We start from the raw sequence: 18035 nt of genomic DNA, 5'->3' as shown, positions 1-18035 counted from the left end.
ATTGTTACACCATGTAACAGTTGTAGGTTTAGGTAACGGCCGGAATATTCTTATTCCGGTTTTTTTATTACCTCACCTGCTCCGCTGGATTACCATCGGATACCGGGCGGTTGTCTTTCCTTTTGAGATGGCCTGTAGTTTATTTTTAAGTAATGCTTTACGTAGCGGAGAAAGATAGTCGAGGTACAGTTTTCCCTGTACGTGGTCATATTCATGTTGTATCATACGGGCTGTACTGCCTGTAAATGTCCGGGTGTGCGTTACAAAAGATGCATCCTGGTATTGCAGGGTAATCCACTCCGCGCGGGATACCTCTTCCCATATCCCGGGAATGCTCAGGCAGCCTTCTGTATCTGTACATTGTTCTATGCTGTATTCCAATACAGTAGCATTGATAAACACCTGCCTGATACCTGATAGGTCATCCGGTGTAGTGGTTTTAAGGCTATCTACGATAAATAGCTGGTAGGAGTGATTTACCTGTGGGGCTGCGAGCCCAACACCATTGGCATTGTCCAGTGTGTGCCACATATTAGTGATGAGTTGTTGTAATCCCGGTGTGTCTGGCGTTACCGGCAGGCAGGGGGTACGTAATATGACTGCGCCATAGGCTACAACAGGGAGTATCATGTGATATGTTTTTTGCAAAGAAAATACCTGTTGTTGCTTTGGAATAGTAGATTTTGGACATTTCTTCCCGGTGTGTTTGCTGGTAATTCTTCGTAATTTTATCGCGTTATGCCAGTAGCTATTTTAGCACACCTGTTTCGTAAAAGTGCACCATGCACAATTGAGGCTGCTTTGCCATCCGCCTTGCTGGCAAGTGTGGTGGAGCGGTATATCTGGTATACACATGAAGGAGATGCAGCAAAGATATGGGCAACTGCCGATGGACAGCCGGCATTATTATTTGTATTGGATGCACCATATCATATCAGCTTTACAGGAAGGTATCAGCTGAATTTTAGTTATGCCTTTTGCTGCACGGGTACCCTGCAAAATACCTATATCAGTAACCTGCCAGCAGGTACCCGATTGCTGGTAGTAAAATTTACTACTGATGGTTTGGCGCTATTGCTCCGGCAACGATTGGCAGCGATCGCTCCAACTCCGTTAATTCCGATTACCGGCATTTGGAAACACGAGGGATTGCCATTGGCGATGGCTATTTGTAAGGCGGGTACACCTGCTATACAGGTAAGGCTACTGGAAGATTTTTTGCAGCAATTGTTGCCGGTGCACAGCAGTGCCAACTATTTGCTGGAACGTGCTATTACGCTGATTAAAACCTGCAAAGGGCAAACCAATGTGCAGGCGCTTTGTGCGACTTTGAAAGTGAACTATAAATGGCTGGAACGGCATTTTAAGCATGCGTTGGGTATCCCTCCTAAAACTTACATCAGCAACCTCCGTTTTTTACATGCCTATTTTGACGTGCAGGAGAATACAGCCGCACTTACCCATATCGCCCTGGAAAACGGGTATTATGATCAGAACCATTTTATTAAAGCATTCAGGCAACATACCGGGCAGGTACCATCGGATAAAATAAATAAGTATGCATAGCGATCTTCTGGCAGTCAGGGAATTAGTTTACGATAAGCATGGCTATGATTGTACGGCCCCTGAAATGGAAGCTGAAGGAGCAGAATATGGAGCTTATACCTTTAAGTTAAACAGGTGGCTGATCAGGTTCCGGGTGGCTAAAATTACGCCTACAAAGGTGGGACAGTTTGTTACTTTATGGAAGAGAAGTGAGCGGGGACCGATAGCGCCATATGACCTGTCTGATCCAACGGATTTATATGTTATCAGCACACGTAAAGGACATCATTTTGGTCAGTTTGTTTTTCCCAAAGCTGTTTTATGTGAGCGTGGTATTCTTTCTAATAATAATAAGGGAGGTAAAAGAGCCATACGGGTATATCCCCCCTGGGATGAGCCAACGAGCGGGCAGGCAGAGAAAACACAACGATGGCAGCTGGATTATTTTTTAGAAATATCTAGCGATGGTGTAATGGATACTGTATGGTTGAAAAAGTTGTATGATGCAGCAGGAGTACCCTCTATGGGCATTACTTCAGGTGCTGGAACCATAAAAAAAGTATAGGCAAATCTACTAACAGATTTGCCTATACTTTTTATTTCAGGAAGTAAAGTAAGTCTACCAATCTTTCTCTACTGGTACAGGATTGCCTTTAGTTTTCTTTACTTTATCCTGTAGTTTCTTTTCTTCCTGTGATAATGCCTGTAACAACCGTTCTGCTTCCTGCTTGTTTAGCTTGCTGGGCATGGGTTTAGGCTTTTGATCTTCCTGATCTTTCTGGTCCTGGTCCTTATCTTTATCCTGATCCTGTTTGTCTTTATTATCCTGGTCTTTTTTGTCCTGATCCTGCTTGTCCTTATCCTTGTTTTTATCTTTGTCTTTGTCCTGGTCTTTTTTATCCTGATCCTTGTTCTTGTCTTTGTTTTTGTCTTTATTCTTATCCTTGTTGTCCTTATTGTCTTTGTTATCCTGGTTTTGCTTTTTGAGCATTTCCTGTGCATAGGCCAGGTTATAGCGGGCATCTTCGTCGGCAGGATTTATTTTCAGTGCCTGTTTATATGATTTAATGCTCTCTTCCCATTTCTTTCCTTCCATGAAGGTGTTGCCAATATTGTAGTCGGCATCACTTTTGGTTTCGTTCTTTTTAGCCAGTTTCAGGCTGTTGGCATACTGGGTACGGGCATCGTCGTACCGCTTTTGCTGATAGAGGGAGTTGCCCAGGTTGTAGCTACCTTCTGCAGAGGTGCTGTTTTGCTCCAGTGCTTTTTTATAGAAGGCTTCCGCATCGGTGAACTGTTGTTTTTTATACAGGTCATTTCCTTTACGGATGTACTTATTACTACCATTTTGCGCAAAAGCACCTGTACCAAGCAGGATACCTGCCACCACCAAACAATATTTTATACGAAATACTTTCATGCGTAACTAAGATTTATGCCTCTGGCGCCACCACGTGACGTGGCCGGCGCACTTCCGGAATAAAAAACTCTATTAAAACCAAGGCCAGGCATATTGCCAGGAAATACTGGAAATAGCTGTTATAGTCAGTAAATACGTTTTCTCCAAACTCCTTTTGCTCCATGCTGTCTATTTTGGTCACCAGTGTATTGACCACGTCGTCTGTATTGTTATCCAGGTGTTCATACAGCCCTTTACCGGCAGATGCAATGGATTTTAATTCCTGTTCATTGAGTTTGGAAATCACGGTATTGCCGCTGCGGTCCTTTTTATAGCCGCCGGTTTCAGGATCAGGAAGGGGAGAACCGGTAGGAGAACCGATACCGATTGTATTTACCACCACCCCATTATCAAAAGCAGCTTTGGTTCTTTGCAAAGCGGTTTCGTCATGATCTTCCCCATCGGAAATGATGATCAGCGATTTATGTTTGCGTTCCTTTTTGTTAAACGCATCATCACTGGTTTGAATAGCCTGTCCTATAGCGGTACCCTGTGTAGGGATCATATCCGGAGAAACGGTGCTGAGATACATCTTTGCTGCTGAATAGTCTACCGTCAGCGGCATCTGGAGGTAGGCGTTGCCTGCAAATACCACGAGGCCTACCCGGTCATTATCCAGCTTATCTATCAGCTTGCTGATCAATTGTTTAGCGCGCGTAAGACGATCCGGTTGCACATCCGAAGCCAGCATACTTTTACTTACGTCCAACGCAATCATTACATCTACCCCTTTGCGGGTAATCTTTTCCATGCGGCTGCCCTTTTGCAGATTGGCAAGACCTATCACCCCAAAAAAGAAAGCGATGAAAATGAGCAGGAACTTTAATACAAATAAGCGACGGGAGTAGCCGGAAAACAATTTTTCTACCAGTGCAGGATCCCCCAGTTTACGAATAGAACGGCGTTTCCACCAGGAAACCCCTATAAATGCCAGCTGTAATACCAGCAGTAGGGTTAGGGCCCATAAATATTCACTATGCTGAAATCTTAACATGCTAAATTCCTAAAATCCTGAATCAAAGCGCACAATATACTAATCAATGACGTATAGGTGCCAATATCAAAAATAATTTTTTTGTCAGGCATTACAAGCCCGGCAGCAGGATTTTAACAAAGCTGTAAAAATAGCAGTTAGCTATTAGCCATTAGCTTTTAGCTTAATGCAGTGGATGATTGGCTTTTGAATAATGATTGTCCATGTGAGGTAATTTTGCCTCACAGGCACTTTTGCCTTACCCTGTTTATAGCCTTTTATGCTCTATTCATACTCTATCTATGCTTTAACTATGCTTTAACCATGCTTTAAGGTAGGGAGGAAAGTGCCTTGAAAGTATGTTTTGAGGTATAGTACTTGTTTGATTGTTTGTAATGTGGTGTATATTTTGTACTGTATAACGCAATGAAAAAGCCTGGAAGATGATTCCAGGCTTTTATTATAAAGTAGTTATAATATATTGTTTGTGCTTTTACTTTCTGCCTTCAAAGTATCCGGCCTCTTTCAGAATGTCTTTCAGCATATCTATACGGGCTTTCGTCATATCGAGGGTTTTATCTTCCGTTTCTATATTCAGCACAAAGAAAGTAGGGTGTCTGTTTTCTTCAATCCAACCCACTATCCAGCCAATCCGTTTGGCACCGGCAATACCCAGTCCTGTTTTATAGTGCAGTTCGTATTGGGGTGTTTTTTCCATCAGCATCACATCACGCACTCTTTTCATAGTAGATTTATGAAAAGGGAGCTGGTCGAAATACAGTTTTTTAACGAATCCCAGTTCTTCATCAGGGGATATTTGCAGGGTATTATCGAGCCAGAAGGTATCTATTTTGCTGATTTTAGCATTGCCATATTTTACGGAATCCAACCAGATTTGCATGGTAGGTTTGCCAATACGGCGGGCCACTTCCTGGTAATAGGGTACGGATGATACTTTGAAAGCCTGTTGCATGCTCAGGTCCTGGTTCCAGGCTGGGATTTCGCGGGTTACGCCATCCCAGGGAATAACCATGCCTGTATCTTTAATGATACCTGTTTCCAGTCCTACCAGGGAATTGAATATTTTAAAGGTAGAAGCAGGTAAAAAACGTTCTTTGGCCCGGTCAATATTATACACTTTGAATTCGCCTTGTCCGTTATTATACAGCATAAAGCATCCTTCCACCTTGTATTGGGTAAAGTATTTTTCCCAGGATTTTTCCACCTTTACGTTATTGGGCGCACAGGCTACCAGGAATAAGCCTATTGCCAAAGACATCCAGCCAAGTCGTTTCATCGCATTTCATTTTGTGGATGCAAAAGTAATACAATTACGATGGAACCGCTACTTTATCACGCCCAGTTCCTTACCTACTTTGGTAAAAGCGGTAATGGCCTTGTCCAGGTGTGCTTGTTCATGAGCAGCACTGAGCTGTACCCTGATACGTGCTTGTCCTTTCGGTACTACCGGGAAAAAGAACCCGATCACATAGATACCTTCCAGCAGCAGTTTGTCGGCAAATTGCTGGCTGAGGGCGGCATCATACAGCATTACCGGAACGATGGGATGATCTCCGGGTTTAATATCAAAGCCTGCTTCCGTCATTTTAGTACGGAAGTACCTGGTATTGTACTCCAGTTTGTCGCGCAGCTGGGTAGTTTCGCTCAGCATATCCAGTACGGCAATAGAAGCACCTACAATGCTGGGGGCTACGGAGTTGGAGAACAGGTAAGGCCGGCTGCGCTGGCGTAAGATATCGATTACGGCTTTAGGCCCGCTGGTAAAACCACCGGAGGCGCCACCCAGCGCTTTGCCCAGGGTGCCGGTAATGATATCCACGCGGCCCATCACGTTTCTGTATTCATGGGTACCCCGGCCTGTTTTGCCCAAAAAGCCGGAAGAGTGGCTTTCATCAGACATTACGATCGCATTGTATTTATCTGCCAGATCACAGATTTTGTCCAGCTGTGCAATGGTACCATCCATGCTAAAAGAGCCGTCTGTAACGATAATCCGGCTACGGGCGCCCTGTGATTCCTGCAGTTTGGCTTCCAGGTCGGCCATATTATTATGTTCATAGCGGTAGCGTTGCGCCTTGCACAGGCGTACCCCATCTATGATAGAAGCATGATTCAGGGCATCAGATATAATCGCGTCCTGCTCGCCGAATAGTGGTTCAAATACTCCTCCATTGGCGTCAAAGGCAGCTACATATAAAATCGTGTCCTCCATCCCCAGGAATTGGGCGATTTTTTGTTCCAGTTCCCGGTGAATATCCTGGGTGCCACAAATGAAACGCACACTGCTCATTCCGTATCCATGCGTATCTATGGCCTCTTTGGCCGCTGCTACCACTGCGGAATGGGAGGAGAGTCCGAGATAGTTATTTGCACAGAAATTAATCACGGTTTGCCCGCCCACCTGTATTTCAGCCCCTTGTTCGGAGGTGATAATACGCTCTCTTTTGTATAAACCAGCGTTGCTGATTTCGTCCAGTTCCTGCTGCAGGCGGGTAATAAATTGTTGGTTCATATGATTAAGCAAGATTTAGTAAAAACAATGATCCCAAAGTTATAAGGAATAAATGTAACGGCTTTAACACACCCGCCGTGCAGGGAATGCCGGATCATGAAAAAGTTTTACCAGGATGTAACATTTAGGAGCCGCTCTGCGTCATAATACTATCATACAAATTAAATTCCATGTAGTGGGAAACTGAAGGTCTACCTTTATAGGACGATGAAGCAGGGAGGAAATGTACAAAAGGTTGACTATCAATTAAAAGTGAATTATTGCATTGGCCAGAATATATATAAGGTGTTGTGGAGTGCCATATCAGATGCTAACTTTTAATAATGCCGGATAGAAGGAGTGGTCGGTTCATGGAAGTCTGGATTTAATTATTTGTCGGAACTTAGCACTAAAATCCCGCAGCACCGGATGACGGATAAGGAGTATAATAAATGCGTGGATCTGTACTCAGACAATCTCTTCCGTTTTATAGTGAAGAACCTGGAACACACAGAAGACGCCAGGGATGTTGTACAGAATGCGTTCGAAATATTGTGGAAGCACTGTCAGGATGTGCCTTTTGAAAAGGCCAAGTCATACCTGTTTACGGTTGCGTACAACAATATGATCGACCATGTGCGTAAGGTAAAGCGGATTACCCTGGTGGAGAATTTCAAAGAGGAAGTGAAAGTGTCTGAACACCGGGTACACAATGCCAGGGAAGTGATAGAAAAGGCACTGAGCCGGTTAAGTGAGGTACAGCGTTCCCTGATTATGCTGAAAGATTATGAAGGATATAGTTATGAGGAAATTGGAGAGATTATGGAATTAAACCCCTCGCAGGTAAAAGTTTATCTGCACCGTGCGAGGATCCATCTTAAAAATTACCTGATTAAAATGGAAAATGTAATCTAATCTATTGACAGTTAAAGAATTATTCATTTTATTTATATATAGTTGTCTGCTAACATCAACATATCAAATTACGAATCCTACCTGCTAAGCTTTGTAGATGGAGAGCTAAATGCCGAAGAAATAGCGGCATTGGAGCTGTTTATGCAAAAAAATCCAGGTATCAGGGAAGAGCTGGCGTTGTTGAATGCCGCGAAGATAACCCCTGATACGGCATTGGTGTTTGATAATAAAGCCAACCTGTACCGTGGTGCTTCGGCTTTAAGCCTGGATAATTATGAGGAGTACCTGCTTAGCTATGTAGATCATGAGCTGACTGCTACAGAAGCAGCAGCGGTGGAGCGTTTCCTGGAGCAGCATCCACAAAAGCGGCAGGAGCTGGCCTGGTTGCAGGCTACCCGTCAGCAGCCGGATTTATCACTGCAATTTGAGAATAAGGCAGTGCTTTATCGGCATACCGCCAAAACCCGTAAAATACAACCGGGTATCTGGTGGGGAGCAGCTGCTGCAGTAGTGGCGGGACTGGTCATATGGCTGGTACCGTTTAATCAAAAAGCCACCACGCCTCCTCCTGCAATAGCTACCACTACACCCACTACGCCGTCGATGGTACAAACAGTACCTGCCCCGGCAATTGTGGTAAGCCCCGAAGACAGCAAAGCACTGGACGTAACGGAAACTCCGGCGATTGCACAAACAACCCCGGCACCCATAAAAACGGAGGAAACCCCTTATAGAGCGGCGGCGAAAAAAGCAGGAGTAAAACCCGCAACTGCACCTGTGGTAACGGCACCTGATGTGGCAGCCAATAACACGAATATTCCGGCGGCTGTTCCTGTACCGGAAAAGCAGGAGGCGGCACCTGTGCTGGCAAAACTAGCTCCTCCCCGGAATACTTCCAGGGAAGTGATAGAGGGCAGACTGGAGGAAAATAAGGCAGGTAATGTGACAGTTGCCAATACGGTAAAAGACCCTGTGCTGGCTACTTCAACACCTATTGAGCGGACAGAAAAGGTAGAACAGCCCCCAGCAGCGGCTCCGGCTCAGGTGCAGGGTGAGCTGATTGCATCTGTAAGCGGTAGTGATAGCAAGTTACTGGATAAGGTAACCAATGTGGCCAAGTTATTTTCAAAGCGAAAAAGATAATTCAGGCAGGCACAGGCCTGCGATTTATAAATAATTGAGGAAATCATTATGAAGCGTAAATTTCTACTCTTAATGTTACTGATGTTAGGAGGATGGTGGGCAAATGCGCAGGTGCCTCCTGATACTATTCAGATCAAAGGGCTGATCATCATAAAAGGCAAGAACGAAAAAGGCAGAAACAGTTATAAATTTTATAACGATACGGCCTATACCAGCCATAAGCTGAAGAAGAACCTGCAAACCAAGTGGCTGGTATTTGATGTGGGCTTTAATAATTATATCGACCGCAGCGACTATAGCGGAGCTAGTTATGTAGCGTATTATCCTACCCAGAGTAATGGCTACCTGGGCGGTTCCAGTCCTACTGTCATGGAAAAGGGAGCCTATGATTACACCGCTATCGGGTTAAATACCCTGGCGCCCCGTCAGGGCAGCGAACCATTAACTCCTTCGGAATTTAAACTCATTACCGGAAAATCTGTTAATATAAATATATGGTTGTTTATGCAGCGGTTAAACATAGCTAAGCATAAGTTTAACTTGTTATATGCGCTGGGTCTGGAAATGAATAACTACAGGTATGCACGTAATATTACGTATCAGCCGGGTTATCCTACCAAGATTGTCAGGGATTCCATTGAGTTTTCCAAGAATAAGTTATTTGCATCTTACCTCACCGTACCAGTGATGCTGAACTTTAACTCTAATCCTTACCACCCTGGCCGTTCATTTGAGTTGAGCCTGGGCGTGACGGGAGGTTATCTGATGAAATCCCGTACGAAACAAATCAGTGCAGAGCGGGGAAAGGTGAGACGGGCGGATGATTTTAATCTGAATAAATGGCGCTTTGGCCTTGCTACGGAAGTAGGCTACGGACCAGTTAAACTATATGGAAATTTTGCATTGACCCCGCTTCATGACTACGGATTAGAGCAATACCCCTTTTCAATAGGGTTCCGGTTTAACGGCTTTTAATTATTATTACCAAATCTAAATAGTGTTTATGCGATCATTCTTCGCCTTCCTGGCATGTGCCGGTTTTATTACCTGGGCACACTCTTGCGATAAGAAGATGTTTGGTGTGCAGGCAGGGCTTACGGATCAGCAGCCAGCTCCTGAGCGCTATACACCACCAGCAGGCACTGTGCTGGCAGCAGCGTTTACACCTATCAGGATGCACGGGCATACCATCGTTCCAATAGACCCTGTACAGGTACAGGAGCTGGTACCCACCGTGAACCTGACCATGTCGCCGGTGGCAACTAAACAAATGATCTTAAGACGGAAACTGGCTACCGCTGTTCCCTTAAAAGTAAATATGAAGAAAAGGGCCCGCCGGATGACCAATGACAGCTTGCTGATTTTACCTTATTTACATGCGTCGCTTTCCTCTACGCATTTGCTGCAGTACTGATTATCAGTACGTTTGGAAAGGAATACCTATCAACCCCATTATTTTGCCGCTATCACTTTAAACTGCGGAACAGGGTGCTTTTTTCCCATTTTATAATTGCCGTTCATCCCGATTCCTCTGATTTCTCTCCTCTTTTTAACACGTAATTTTTGCGGTATCCTATATATTTGGTGTATGTTTTATTCTCAAAAACCAACATATGAACATCATTAAAAGCACTGTTTTACTATTATTGGGCGTCGGCTCGCTGCAAATAGCAGCGGCCCAGCGCAAGTATGAGTGGAAAGAAGCCAGCTCCGGAGGGTATACCTACCGATACGTTACCAATGACCCCATGAAATCACGTATCTATAAACTGAAGAATGGGCTGACCGTGATGCTGAGCGTAAATAAAAAAGATCCACGTATCCAGACATTAATAGGTACCCGCGCAGGGAGTAACAACGATCCTAAAGATCATACCGGTCTGGCGCATTACCTGGAACACCTGCTGTTTAAAGGCACGCAAAAGTTTGGCTCATTAGACTGGGCAAAAGAAAAGCCTTATATCGACCAGATAGAAGGGCTGTATGACACCTACAACAAAACTACTGATCCGGCTGCCCGCAAAGCGGTATATCGCCAGATTGACAGCGTTTCGGGCATTGCCGCCAAATACGCTATCGCCAACGAATATGATAAAATGATGTCGGGCATGGGAGCGCAGAATACCAATGCGCACACCTGGACAGAAGAAACCATTTACCAGGAAGATATTCCTTCCAATGCCATTGATAAATACCTGGCCGTACAGGCAGAACGTTTCCGTGATCCGGTATTCCGCCTGTTCCATACAGAGCTGGAAGCCGTTTATGAAGAAAAGAACAGAGGGTTGGATAATGATGGCCGCAGGGTGTATGAAACCTTGCTGGCCCTGATGTTCCCCACACATAACTACGGACAGCAATCTACCATCGGTACCGTAGAACACCTGAAAAACCCTAATCTGAGGGTGATCCGTGATTTCTACAACGAATATTATGTACCTAATAACATGGCTATTACTATGGCCGGTGATTTTGATCCTGACTATGTTATCAAAGCTATTGATAACAGCTTCTCTTACATGAAAGCGCGGCCTGTAAAGGAATACAAGCCAGCTCCGGAAGCACCTATCAAAGCGCCTATCGTAAAAGATGTGTTAGGCCCTGATGCAGAGAGCGTAGACCTGGCTTTCAGAATGCCAGGTGCACTGGATACCAGATCATCTGTATTGCTGAGTGTGGTTTCACAGATATTGACCAATGGAAAAGCAGGATTGCTGGACCTGAATATCAATAAACAGCAGAAAGTACTGGGCGCTGGTGCCAGCCTGCTGAGCTGGAAAGACTATGCGATCCTGTCATTAAGTGGTAAAGCTAAACAAGGCCAGAGCCTGGAAGAAGTAAAAGACCTGCTGCTGGGCCAGCTGGAGATCCTGAAAAAAGGAGAGTTTGATGCTACCCTGGTAAAAGCGATTGTGAACAATGCCAAACTGGGTGAACTGCAGGGTTTGGAAAGCAATGAAAACCGAGCGAATGCCCTGATGGACGCATTTATCAAAAGTAAAGGCGACAACTGGCTGAATGATGTGGGATATGTAGATGAAATGGGTAAGGTTACCAAACAGCAAATCATTGATTTTGCTAAAAAGTACCTGGACAATAATTATGTGTTGATCTACAAGCGTAAAGGAGAAGATAAAAACATCGAAAAAGTAGAGAAGCCAGCGATCACTGCTGTAGAAGTTAACCGTGAAGCACAGTCGCCCTTCCTGGCAGCCATCGCTGCTATGCCTGCTACACCCGTACAACCACAATGGCTGGATTATAACAAGGACATCCAGAAAGTCAATGTAGGCAATACAGAGATGCTGTATGCGCAGAATAAAGACAATGGCTTGTTCCGTTTGTACTATTATTTTGACATGGGTAGCTGGAACAACCAGAAATTGCCTTTAGCAGCACAATACCTGCAATACCTGGGCACAGATAAATACACTTCTGAACAGATCAGTAAAGAGTTTTACAATATTGCCTGCAATTTCAGTGTATCTTCTTCTTCTGAAAACTCCGTGATCAGCATTTCCGGCTTACAGGAAAATTTTGATCAGGCAGTAAAACTGTTTGAACACCTGCTTGCTAACTGCAAACCTAATGAAGAAGCGCTGGCTGCTTTAAAAGGACGTATCCAGAAATCACGTACTGATAGCAAGCTCAACAAAGGTGCTATTATGAAAGGGCTGGTAAACTATGCGATGTATGGCAGCAAAAATCCTTACAACAATCAGATGAGCCAGGCTGAGCTGGAAGCATTGTCTGCACAGGAGCTGACAGATATTTTGCACTCCCTGCCTTCCTATAAGCACCGTATCATTTACTACGGGCCTAAATCAATGGAAGTAGCAGCCGCTGAGGTGAAAAAATTGCATGCTATACCTGCCAGCTTCAAAGAAGCACCTGCTGCTATCAAATTTGAGAAAAACAGCCAATCCCAGAATCAGGTATTATTTGCAGACTACGACATGGTACAGTCTGAAGTAAACTGGGTAAGGAATAATGGTGTATACAATCCGGACAATACCGCTACCATAGGTTTGTTCAACGCTTACTTTGGCGGAGGTATGGGATCTATTGTATTCCAGACTATCCGTGAATCCAAAGCACTCGCTTACTCTACCTATGCACAATATGCTTCCCCTGCCAAAAAAGGAGAACGTTATTCTACAGTAGCTTACGTAGGCTGCCAGGCAGATAAGATGAACGAAGCTATTGCCGGTATGAATGAACTGCTGAATACCATTCCGGAAGCAGACCAGTTGCTGGAAACAGCTAAACAAGGCATGCGCCAGGATATTGAAACAGAACGTATTACACAGGATGGTGTTATTTTCAGTTACCTGGCAGCGCAAAAGCTGGGGCTGAATAATGATATCCGCAAACAAGTGTATGATAACATCAACAAACTATCATTTGCTGATGTGAAAAAATTCCATGATGAAAATCTGGCCAACAAACCATACACTTATTGTATCCTTGCTTCTGAAAAGAAGATCAGCAATGATGACCTGAAGAAGATCGGTAGTGTGAAAAAGCTGTCGCTCGAAGAGCTGTTTGGATACTAATAATCCGCACCATATGATTAAAAAAGCGCCGCAAAATTTTGCGGCGCTTTTTTTTTGTAACAGGAAGTTGACAGCATTAAAACAATAATTGTTTCATTTTGGGCGTTATGGATTAGCTTAAATGCCCTATGAAGATGTATCGTAATTGTTATTGGCTAGTGTTATTTGCGCTGATTCCGTTATCTGGTTTTAATACTAAAAGCGACCTGTATAACGTAAAGCTACGTGCTGCATCTATTGATGTTGACAAAGTTTTTTTGCTGATAGATAAAAGTGATTACCGGCTGTATTTATATGAAGATGTGACGCTCCGTAAAATTTATAAAGTAGTATTCGGCAGCCGGGATCAATCGGATAAGCTGGTGCAGGGAGATCGTCGTACTCCGGAGGGTACTTTCCGCATTTTGAGTAAACGGGTGGATAACCGCTGGAGCAGGTTTTTGTTGCTAGATTACCCCAATGAAAATTCCCGTGCAAAATTTCAACACTACCTGGCTGCTGGTAAAGTGACTGCTAATGCAGATATGGGTGGAGGTATCGGTATTCATGGTGTAGAGTATGGTTCCGGTATCCGAGATAATTATGTAGATAGCCGGATCAACTGGACGCTGGGTTGTATCAGTATGAAAAATGCAGATGTAAATGAGTTGTATGATATACTGAAGGTGGGCACGCCTGTAGTGATACGCCGGTGATGATCATGCTACACCGCTAACCATTTACTGTGGCTGATTTCAGGGTGCTACAGCAACCATGATACACTGGTGACAGGTATGCCACAGGTGGAGGTGAGACCATATGAAAATAACTATCTGTCTGCGCTTGTATTTTGATCATGGAGATTTTTGGTAGAGTTTTTGTTAACTGTTGTGTTACCGCAAATATATTTCTCCATATCAAAGTAAAACCTACGAGCATGACACGGATCGGGAACGCAGCGAAGTTCATGGGGCTCATGATGGCAATAGCTATTTTATTAGGAGCCTGTGCCAAAGAAAAAATAGAAAACGTACTTGATTTACGTGAAGATTATACACTGACTACTATTGGAAGTGCAGGTGTAAGTGGCACGATCGCATTTAAGAAGGAAACCAATGGCACCAGGATTGCGATCAACCTGGTAGGTGCAGATCCTGCCAGCACTTATACGGCGGCATTATTCCAGCGTACCGTTGTAGCACCTGGCCCGCTGGCCATTTCGCTGGGCAGCATTCCGGGCAATACCGGCAAGCTGGATACATTAATTCAAAAGCTGGACAATGGGGTAGCGATTTCCTTTACGGAGCTGGTCAATTTTGACGGGCATATCAATATCCGGGAATCAGGAGAAGCAGGGAAAAATGTAGCACAGGCAGATATCGGCAGTAATGTATTTACCGGAAAATCGCGCACGTATGCGCTGGATACGGTGCATAGTTCAGGCATTAAGGGCACACTTACCCTGCAGGAAAGAAAGAATAACAATACATTGGCTACGCTTACTTTGAACGGTATCAATACTACCACGGGCGTTTTAAGCACCTATCCCGCGGGCATTTATACTGGTAAAGCTGCAGATACTATCGGTACCATCGCAATTACCCTGGGCGATGTAGATCCGGCAACAGGTAAGCTGGTAAAAAATATTACAGTAAAAGATGATAGTACCGCGTTGAAGTTCTCCGACCTGGTAACCTTCGACGGGCATGTAAGCGTACAGGAGAAAAGTACTTTAGGGAGCATCGTAGTGGCGCAGGGCAATATCGGCCAGCATGCACCATGATTTATATAATAACAGGGGATAGCACCTTGTAAGAAGCGTGCGCTGCTTGTGTGGTGCACGCTTTTTTAATACGCTAAGCATTGGAAAAGATCCTCATGATACCTTAGGGTTGGCTGGTGGCCACACCCAGAAAATGACGGATGGCCGTTTGCCATTTTTGTGGATCATGTTGACAAAAAGATTCATGTCCGGCATCCGGGAAGATGAGCAGTGTTTTGTCTGGGCTGCCAAGGTGCTGGTAGATCGCCTGCGTTTCCGCTTCTATAACCCGGGTATCCTGCTTGCCCCAGCAGAGGAGCACCGGTGCTTTTATCTTTTGGGCATATGCTTCCGGAGCATAATCAAATCCGGAAAATCCCAGTTCCATACCTCCCCAGAAAGTGAGGAGCTGTGCAAGCGGAGTACCAGGTAAATGTACTGCCCGCATTCTACCTTTTACGGCATCTGTAAGCGTAGCAAACGGGCTTTCCAGGATTATTTTCTCCGGTTGCAGCTGATATTCCGGTACTGCTTTTAAAATAGCTGCAGCACCCATACTCATACCCCACAGGATAATGTGTTGTTGCGCCTTTTGCCGGTGCACGAAATCATACGCCAGCCATACATCTTCCGCTTCCTTAAAGCCTATACTGGTAGTGAAGCCATCACTATTGCCATGTGCCCGGAAATCCAGTAAAAAGGTATTGTAGCCTAAAGCCCGGAAATATGCAGCCTCGGACAATTGCGCTCCTTTATTACCCATATAGCCATGAAACAGGATGACGGTACCCCTGGGTTGTGTTGCGGGGATCCACCAGCCTTCCAGCTTAAGGTGACCGGAGGTGTGCAGTGCAATCGTTTCATAAGGCACATCCGGAAAGTTTTTTACCACAGGTTTTGAAATCCGGATACCAAAGAGGATCATCCTTGTTTTTTCCCAGGTGCTCATTTGTTCCGGGCGCTTGTTGGCGTGTGTGTTGTCGGGGTAAAAGTGGGTAAACTTATAGGCGTGAAAGGCACCGATAATATTGAGTAGTACAAAGAGGGACAAACAAATCCAACCTATCCGTTTTAACACTTTCATACAGCAAATGTAATACGTGAAAGATAAACGACAGCAGGAAACGGGTGTAAATAAAAATGCCGGTAGGTGAGTACCGGCATTTTATGAAGCAATTATATTTTTCCTCGTTTGATTTCTTCTACCACAGCAGGATCCAGCAGGGTAGAGGTGTCGCCCAGGTTGTCCAGGTCACCTTCTGCGATCTTGCGCAGGATCCGGCGCATGATTTTACCGGAACGTGTTTTAGGCAAGCCGCTTACAAACTGGATCTTGTCTGGTTTGGCAATCGGGCCTATAATGCGGGCTACGGTTTGCGCGATATCTTTTTTGGTGAGCTCAGGTTCATGCGTCAGTTTTTCACTGATCACATAGGCATAAATACCCTGGCCTTTGATGTCGTGCGGAAATCCTACTACGGCACTTTCCACTACACCGGCATGCATGTTGATCGCGTTTTCCACTTCAGCAGTACCAATGCGGTGACCACTCACATTCAATACATCGTCTACACGGCCGGTGATTCTGTAGTAACCATCCTCATCTCTTAAGCAACCATCTCCGGTGAAGTAGAGGTTGTCATAAGTAGAGAAGTAAGTTTTGCGGCAGCGTTCATGGTCACCATAGGTGGTGCGTAGCATACCAGGCCATGGGAATTTAATACACAGATTGCCATTCACGCCATTGCCTTCTACTTCTTTCCCATTTTCATCTACCAGGATAGGCTGTATGCCAGGCAGAGGTAAAGTAGCATAACCAGGTTTTTCCTTGGTAATACCAGCCAGCGGGGTAATCATGATACCACCGGTTTCTGTTTGCCACCAGGTATCTACAATCGGGCATTTGCCTTTACCGATATTATCTTTAAACCAGTGCCAGGCCTCTTCATTAATAGGTTCGCCCACGCTGCCCAGTTTTTTCAGAGAGCTGAGGTCTTTATGATTTACGGGGCCCAGGCCAAAGCTCATCAGGCTGCGTATAGCCGTTGGAGCAGTATATAAGGTATCTACCCGGTATTTATCTACTATTTCCCAGAGGCGGCCGGCATCAGGCCAGGTTGGTACCCCTTCAAACATAAGGGTGGTGCCACCAGCACTTAACGGACCATATACGATATAACTATGACCAGTGATCCAGCCGATATCGGCAGTACAGAAGAATACTTCACCAGCCTGATATTGGAAGGTGTTTACAAAAGTATAGTTGGCGTATACCATATAACCCGCACAGGTATGTACTACCCCTTTAGGTTTGCCGGTAGAGCCGGATGTGTACAGGATGAATAGTTCATCTTCCGCGTCCATTTCTTCAGCCGGGCAGGGAGGGTTACCCATTGTTTCCACCTGCTTGATTTCATCTTCCCACCAGGAATCTCTGCCTTTAAGCATACTTACCGGGGTGCGGGTGCGGGTACACACGATTACTTTTTTAACAGAAGGGCAAGCCATCAGGGCATCATCAATCACAGATTTTAATGGAATGTCCTTGTTGCCACGGAAAGCACCGTCGCAGGTAATTACGAGGTTGCATTGTGCATCCTGAATCCTGTCGGCAATAGATTGCGCACTGAAACCGCCAAATACTACGGAATGGATAGCACCAATACGTGCGCAGGCCAGCACTGCAATGGCCAGTTCAGGGATCATGCCCATATATATACAAACACGGTCACCTTTTTTAACACCATTGTTTTTTAATACGTTGGCAAACTGACACACCTTATTATACAGATCACGGTAAGTAATAATACGGTGATGCTCTTCCGGATCATTGGGTTCCCATATAATGGCAGGTGTATTACCTAATGTACCTAAATGCCGGTCAAGACAATTTTCTGTGATGTTCATTTTGCCACCAATGAACCATTTCACCTCAGGATCTTTAAAATTCCACTCCAGCACCTTATCCCATTTACGCCGCCAATAGAAATGATCGGCTACGTTGGCCCAGAATCCTTCCGGGTCTATCACACTCTGTTTGTAAGCTTCCTGGTACTCTTCAAAGCTTTTGATCTTGTACGGATACGACATAACGCGCGCAAAATTTATAGATTACTACGATTGATAACGGGCACTAAATTTAATAAAGATGCCCGAGCTTTGGTAGCATTTACATAAAAATAAGATCAGTA

At 44.8% G+C, this 18035-nt stretch carries 16 protein-coding genes; 9 read left to right on the top strand and 7 right to left on the bottom strand.

Annotated features, from left to right (window positions below):
* Positions 1–72: 72 nt before the first annotated feature.
* On the bottom strand, positions 73–630 hold the full coding sequence (def, locus tag ABR189_RS16665) for a peptide deformylase (protein ID WP_354661586.1): 558 nt from the start codon (positions 628–630) through the stop codon (positions 73–75).
* A 108-nt stretch (positions 631–738) separates the two neighbouring features.
* Here def and ABR189_RS16660 point away from each other — a divergent pair, with 108 nt between their 5' ends.
* Positions 739–1566 (top strand): helix-turn-helix domain-containing protein, encoded by an 828-nt coding sequence (locus ABR189_RS16660; RefSeq protein WP_354661585.1) that lies wholly within the window; start codon positions 739–741, stop codon positions 1564–1566.
* Positions 1559–2110 carry a MepB family protein gene (locus ABR189_RS16655; RefSeq protein ID WP_354661584.1) on the top strand — a complete coding sequence of 184 codons (552 nt, stop codon included), beginning with the start codon at positions 1559–1561 and terminating at the stop codon, positions 2108–2110. Before ABR189_RS16660 ends, ABR189_RS16655 begins: the two co-directional genes overlap by 8 nt.
* Before the next feature lie 54 nt (positions 2111–2164).
* Here the strand turns inward: ABR189_RS16655 and ABR189_RS16650 are convergent, their stop codons facing one another.
* The 4 genes from ABR189_RS16650 to kbl all read right to left on the bottom strand — a co-directional run bounded on the left by ABR189_RS16650 (position 2165) and on the right by kbl (position 6510).
* Entirely contained in the window at positions 2165–2965 is an 801-nt protein-coding gene (locus tag ABR189_RS16650) for a tetratricopeptide repeat protein (RefSeq protein WP_354661583.1), read from the bottom strand.
* Positions 2966–2978: 13 nt separating this feature from the next.
* Positions 2979–3998 carry a VWA domain-containing protein gene (locus ABR189_RS16645; protein WP_354661582.1) on the bottom strand — a complete coding sequence of 340 codons (1020 nt, stop codon included), beginning with the start codon at positions 3996–3998 and terminating at the stop codon, positions 2979–2981.
* A 472-nt stretch (positions 3999–4470) separates the two neighbouring features.
* Positions 4471–5274, bottom strand: a complete 804-nt coding sequence (gene blaOXA / locus ABR189_RS16640) for a class D beta-lactamase (protein WP_354661581.1) — start codon at positions 5272–5274, stop codon at positions 4471–4473.
* 48 nt (positions 5275–5322) lie between these two features.
* Positions 5323–6510: a glycine C-acetyltransferase gene (kbl, locus tag ABR189_RS16635; RefSeq protein ID WP_354661580.1), complete on the bottom strand. Its 1188-nt coding sequence runs from the start codon at positions 6508–6510 to the stop codon at positions 5323–5325.
* Positions 6511–6918: 408 nt separating this feature from the next.
* Here kbl and ABR189_RS16630 point away from each other — a divergent pair, with 408 nt between their 5' ends.
* The 7 genes from ABR189_RS16630 (at position 6919) to ABR189_RS16600 (ending at position 14865) form a co-directional block, all read left to right on the top strand.
* The gene (locus ABR189_RS16630) at positions 6919–7404 is read left to right on the top strand and encodes an RNA polymerase sigma factor (RefSeq protein ID WP_354661579.1); all 486 of its coding nucleotides are present in this window, start codon (positions 6919–6921) and stop codon (positions 7402–7404) included.
* 42 nt (positions 7405–7446) lie between these two features.
* Positions 7447–8547, top strand: a complete 1101-nt coding sequence (locus ABR189_RS16625) for an anti-sigma factor family protein (RefSeq protein WP_354661578.1) — start codon at positions 7447–7449, stop codon at positions 8545–8547.
* Between the two features lie 72 nt (positions 8548–8619).
* Positions 8620–9522, top strand: a complete 903-nt coding sequence (locus ABR189_RS16620; RefSeq protein ID WP_354661577.1) for an outer membrane beta-barrel protein — start codon at positions 8620–8622, stop codon at positions 9520–9522.
* Between the two features lie 28 nt (positions 9523–9550).
* Positions 9551–9961, top strand: a complete 411-nt coding sequence (locus ABR189_RS16615) for a hypothetical protein (protein WP_354661576.1) — start codon at positions 9551–9553, stop codon at positions 9959–9961.
* 199 nt (positions 9962–10160) lie between these two features.
* Positions 10161–13103, top strand: coding sequence for a M16 family metallopeptidase (locus tag ABR189_RS16610; RefSeq protein WP_354661575.1), 2943 nt, complete (start codon positions 10161–10163; stop codon positions 13101–13103).
* Positions 13104–13237: 134 nt separating this feature from the next.
* On the top strand, positions 13238–13798 hold the full coding sequence (locus ABR189_RS16605; RefSeq protein ID WP_354661574.1) for a L,D-transpeptidase family protein: 561 nt from the start codon (positions 13238–13240) through the stop codon (positions 13796–13798).
* A gap of 221 nt (positions 13799–14019) precedes the next feature.
* Complete coding sequence (locus ABR189_RS16600) at positions 14020–14865, top strand: hypothetical protein (RefSeq protein ID WP_354661573.1); 846 nt, start codon at positions 14020–14022, stop codon at positions 14863–14865.
* Positions 14866–14968: 103 nt separating this feature from the next.
* Here ABR189_RS16600 and ABR189_RS16595 read toward each other — a convergent pair whose 3' ends face one another.
* A complete protein-coding gene (locus ABR189_RS16595) occupies positions 14969–15928 on the bottom strand; it encodes an alpha/beta hydrolase (protein ID WP_354661572.1) in 960 nt (319 codons plus the stop codon).
* A gap of 92 nt (positions 15929–16020) precedes the next feature.
* Positions 16021–17934 (bottom strand): acetate--CoA ligase, encoded by a 1914-nt coding sequence (acs, locus tag ABR189_RS16590; protein WP_354661571.1) that lies wholly within the window; start codon positions 17932–17934, stop codon positions 16021–16023.
* Positions 17935–18035 lie beyond the last annotated feature (101 nt).

This window comes from Chitinophaga sp. H8, assembly GCF_040567655.1.
GTDB classification, from domain to species: Bacteria; Bacteroidota; Bacteroidia; order Chitinophagales; family Chitinophagaceae; genus Chitinophaga; species Chitinophaga defluvii.
This window is presented reverse-complemented; position numbering and strand designations above follow the sequence as displayed.

Excerpts from the sequence above, each read along its gene's own strand:
- def (WP_354661586.1), bottom strand. The coding sequence starts at position 630 with ATGATACTCCCTGTTGTAGCCTATGGCGCAGTCATATTACGTACCCCC.
- ABR189_RS16660 (WP_354661585.1), top strand. The coding sequence starts at position 739 with ATGCCAGTAGCTATTTTAGCACACCTGTTTCGTAAAAGTGCACCATGC.
- ABR189_RS16655 (WP_354661584.1), top strand. The coding sequence starts at position 1,559 with ATGCATAGCGATCTTCTGGCAGTCAGGGAATTAGTTTACGATAAGCAT.
- ABR189_RS16650 (WP_354661583.1), bottom strand. The coding sequence starts at position 2,965 with ATGAAAGTATTTCGTATAAAATATTGTTTGGTGGTGGCAGGTATCCTG.
- ABR189_RS16645 (WP_354661582.1), bottom strand. The coding sequence starts at position 3,998 with ATGTTAAGATTTCAGCATAGTGAATATTTATGGGCCCTAACCCTACTG.
- blaOXA (WP_354661581.1), bottom strand. The coding sequence starts at position 5,274 with ATGAAACGACTTGGCTGGATGTCTTTGGCAATAGGCTTATTCCTGGTA.
- kbl (WP_354661580.1), bottom strand. The coding sequence starts at position 6,510 with ATGAACCAACAATTTATTACCCGCCTGCAGCAGGAACTGGACGAAATC.
- ABR189_RS16630 (WP_354661579.1), top strand. The coding sequence starts at position 6,919 with ATGACGGATAAGGAGTATAATAAATGCGTGGATCTGTACTCAGACAAT.
- ABR189_RS16620 (WP_354661577.1), top strand. The coding sequence starts at position 8,620 with ATGTTACTGATGTTAGGAGGATGGTGGGCAAATGCGCAGGTGCCTCCT.
- ABR189_RS16615 (WP_354661576.1), top strand. The coding sequence starts at position 9,551 with ATGCGATCATTCTTCGCCTTCCTGGCATGTGCCGGTTTTATTACCTGG.
- ABR189_RS16610 (WP_354661575.1), top strand. The coding sequence starts at position 10,161 with ATGAACATCATTAAAAGCACTGTTTTACTATTATTGGGCGTCGGCTCG.
- ABR189_RS16605 (WP_354661574.1), top strand. The coding sequence starts at position 13,238 with ATGTATCGTAATTGTTATTGGCTAGTGTTATTTGCGCTGATTCCGTTA.
- ABR189_RS16600 (WP_354661573.1), top strand. The coding sequence starts at position 14,020 with ATGACACGGATCGGGAACGCAGCGAAGTTCATGGGGCTCATGATGGCA.
- ABR189_RS16595 (WP_354661572.1), bottom strand. The coding sequence starts at position 15,928 with ATGAAAGTGTTAAAACGGATAGGTTGGATTTGTTTGTCCCTCTTTGTA.
- acs (WP_354661571.1), bottom strand. The coding sequence starts at position 17,934 with ATGTCGTATCCGTACAAGATCAAAAGCTTTGAAGAGTACCAGGAAGCT.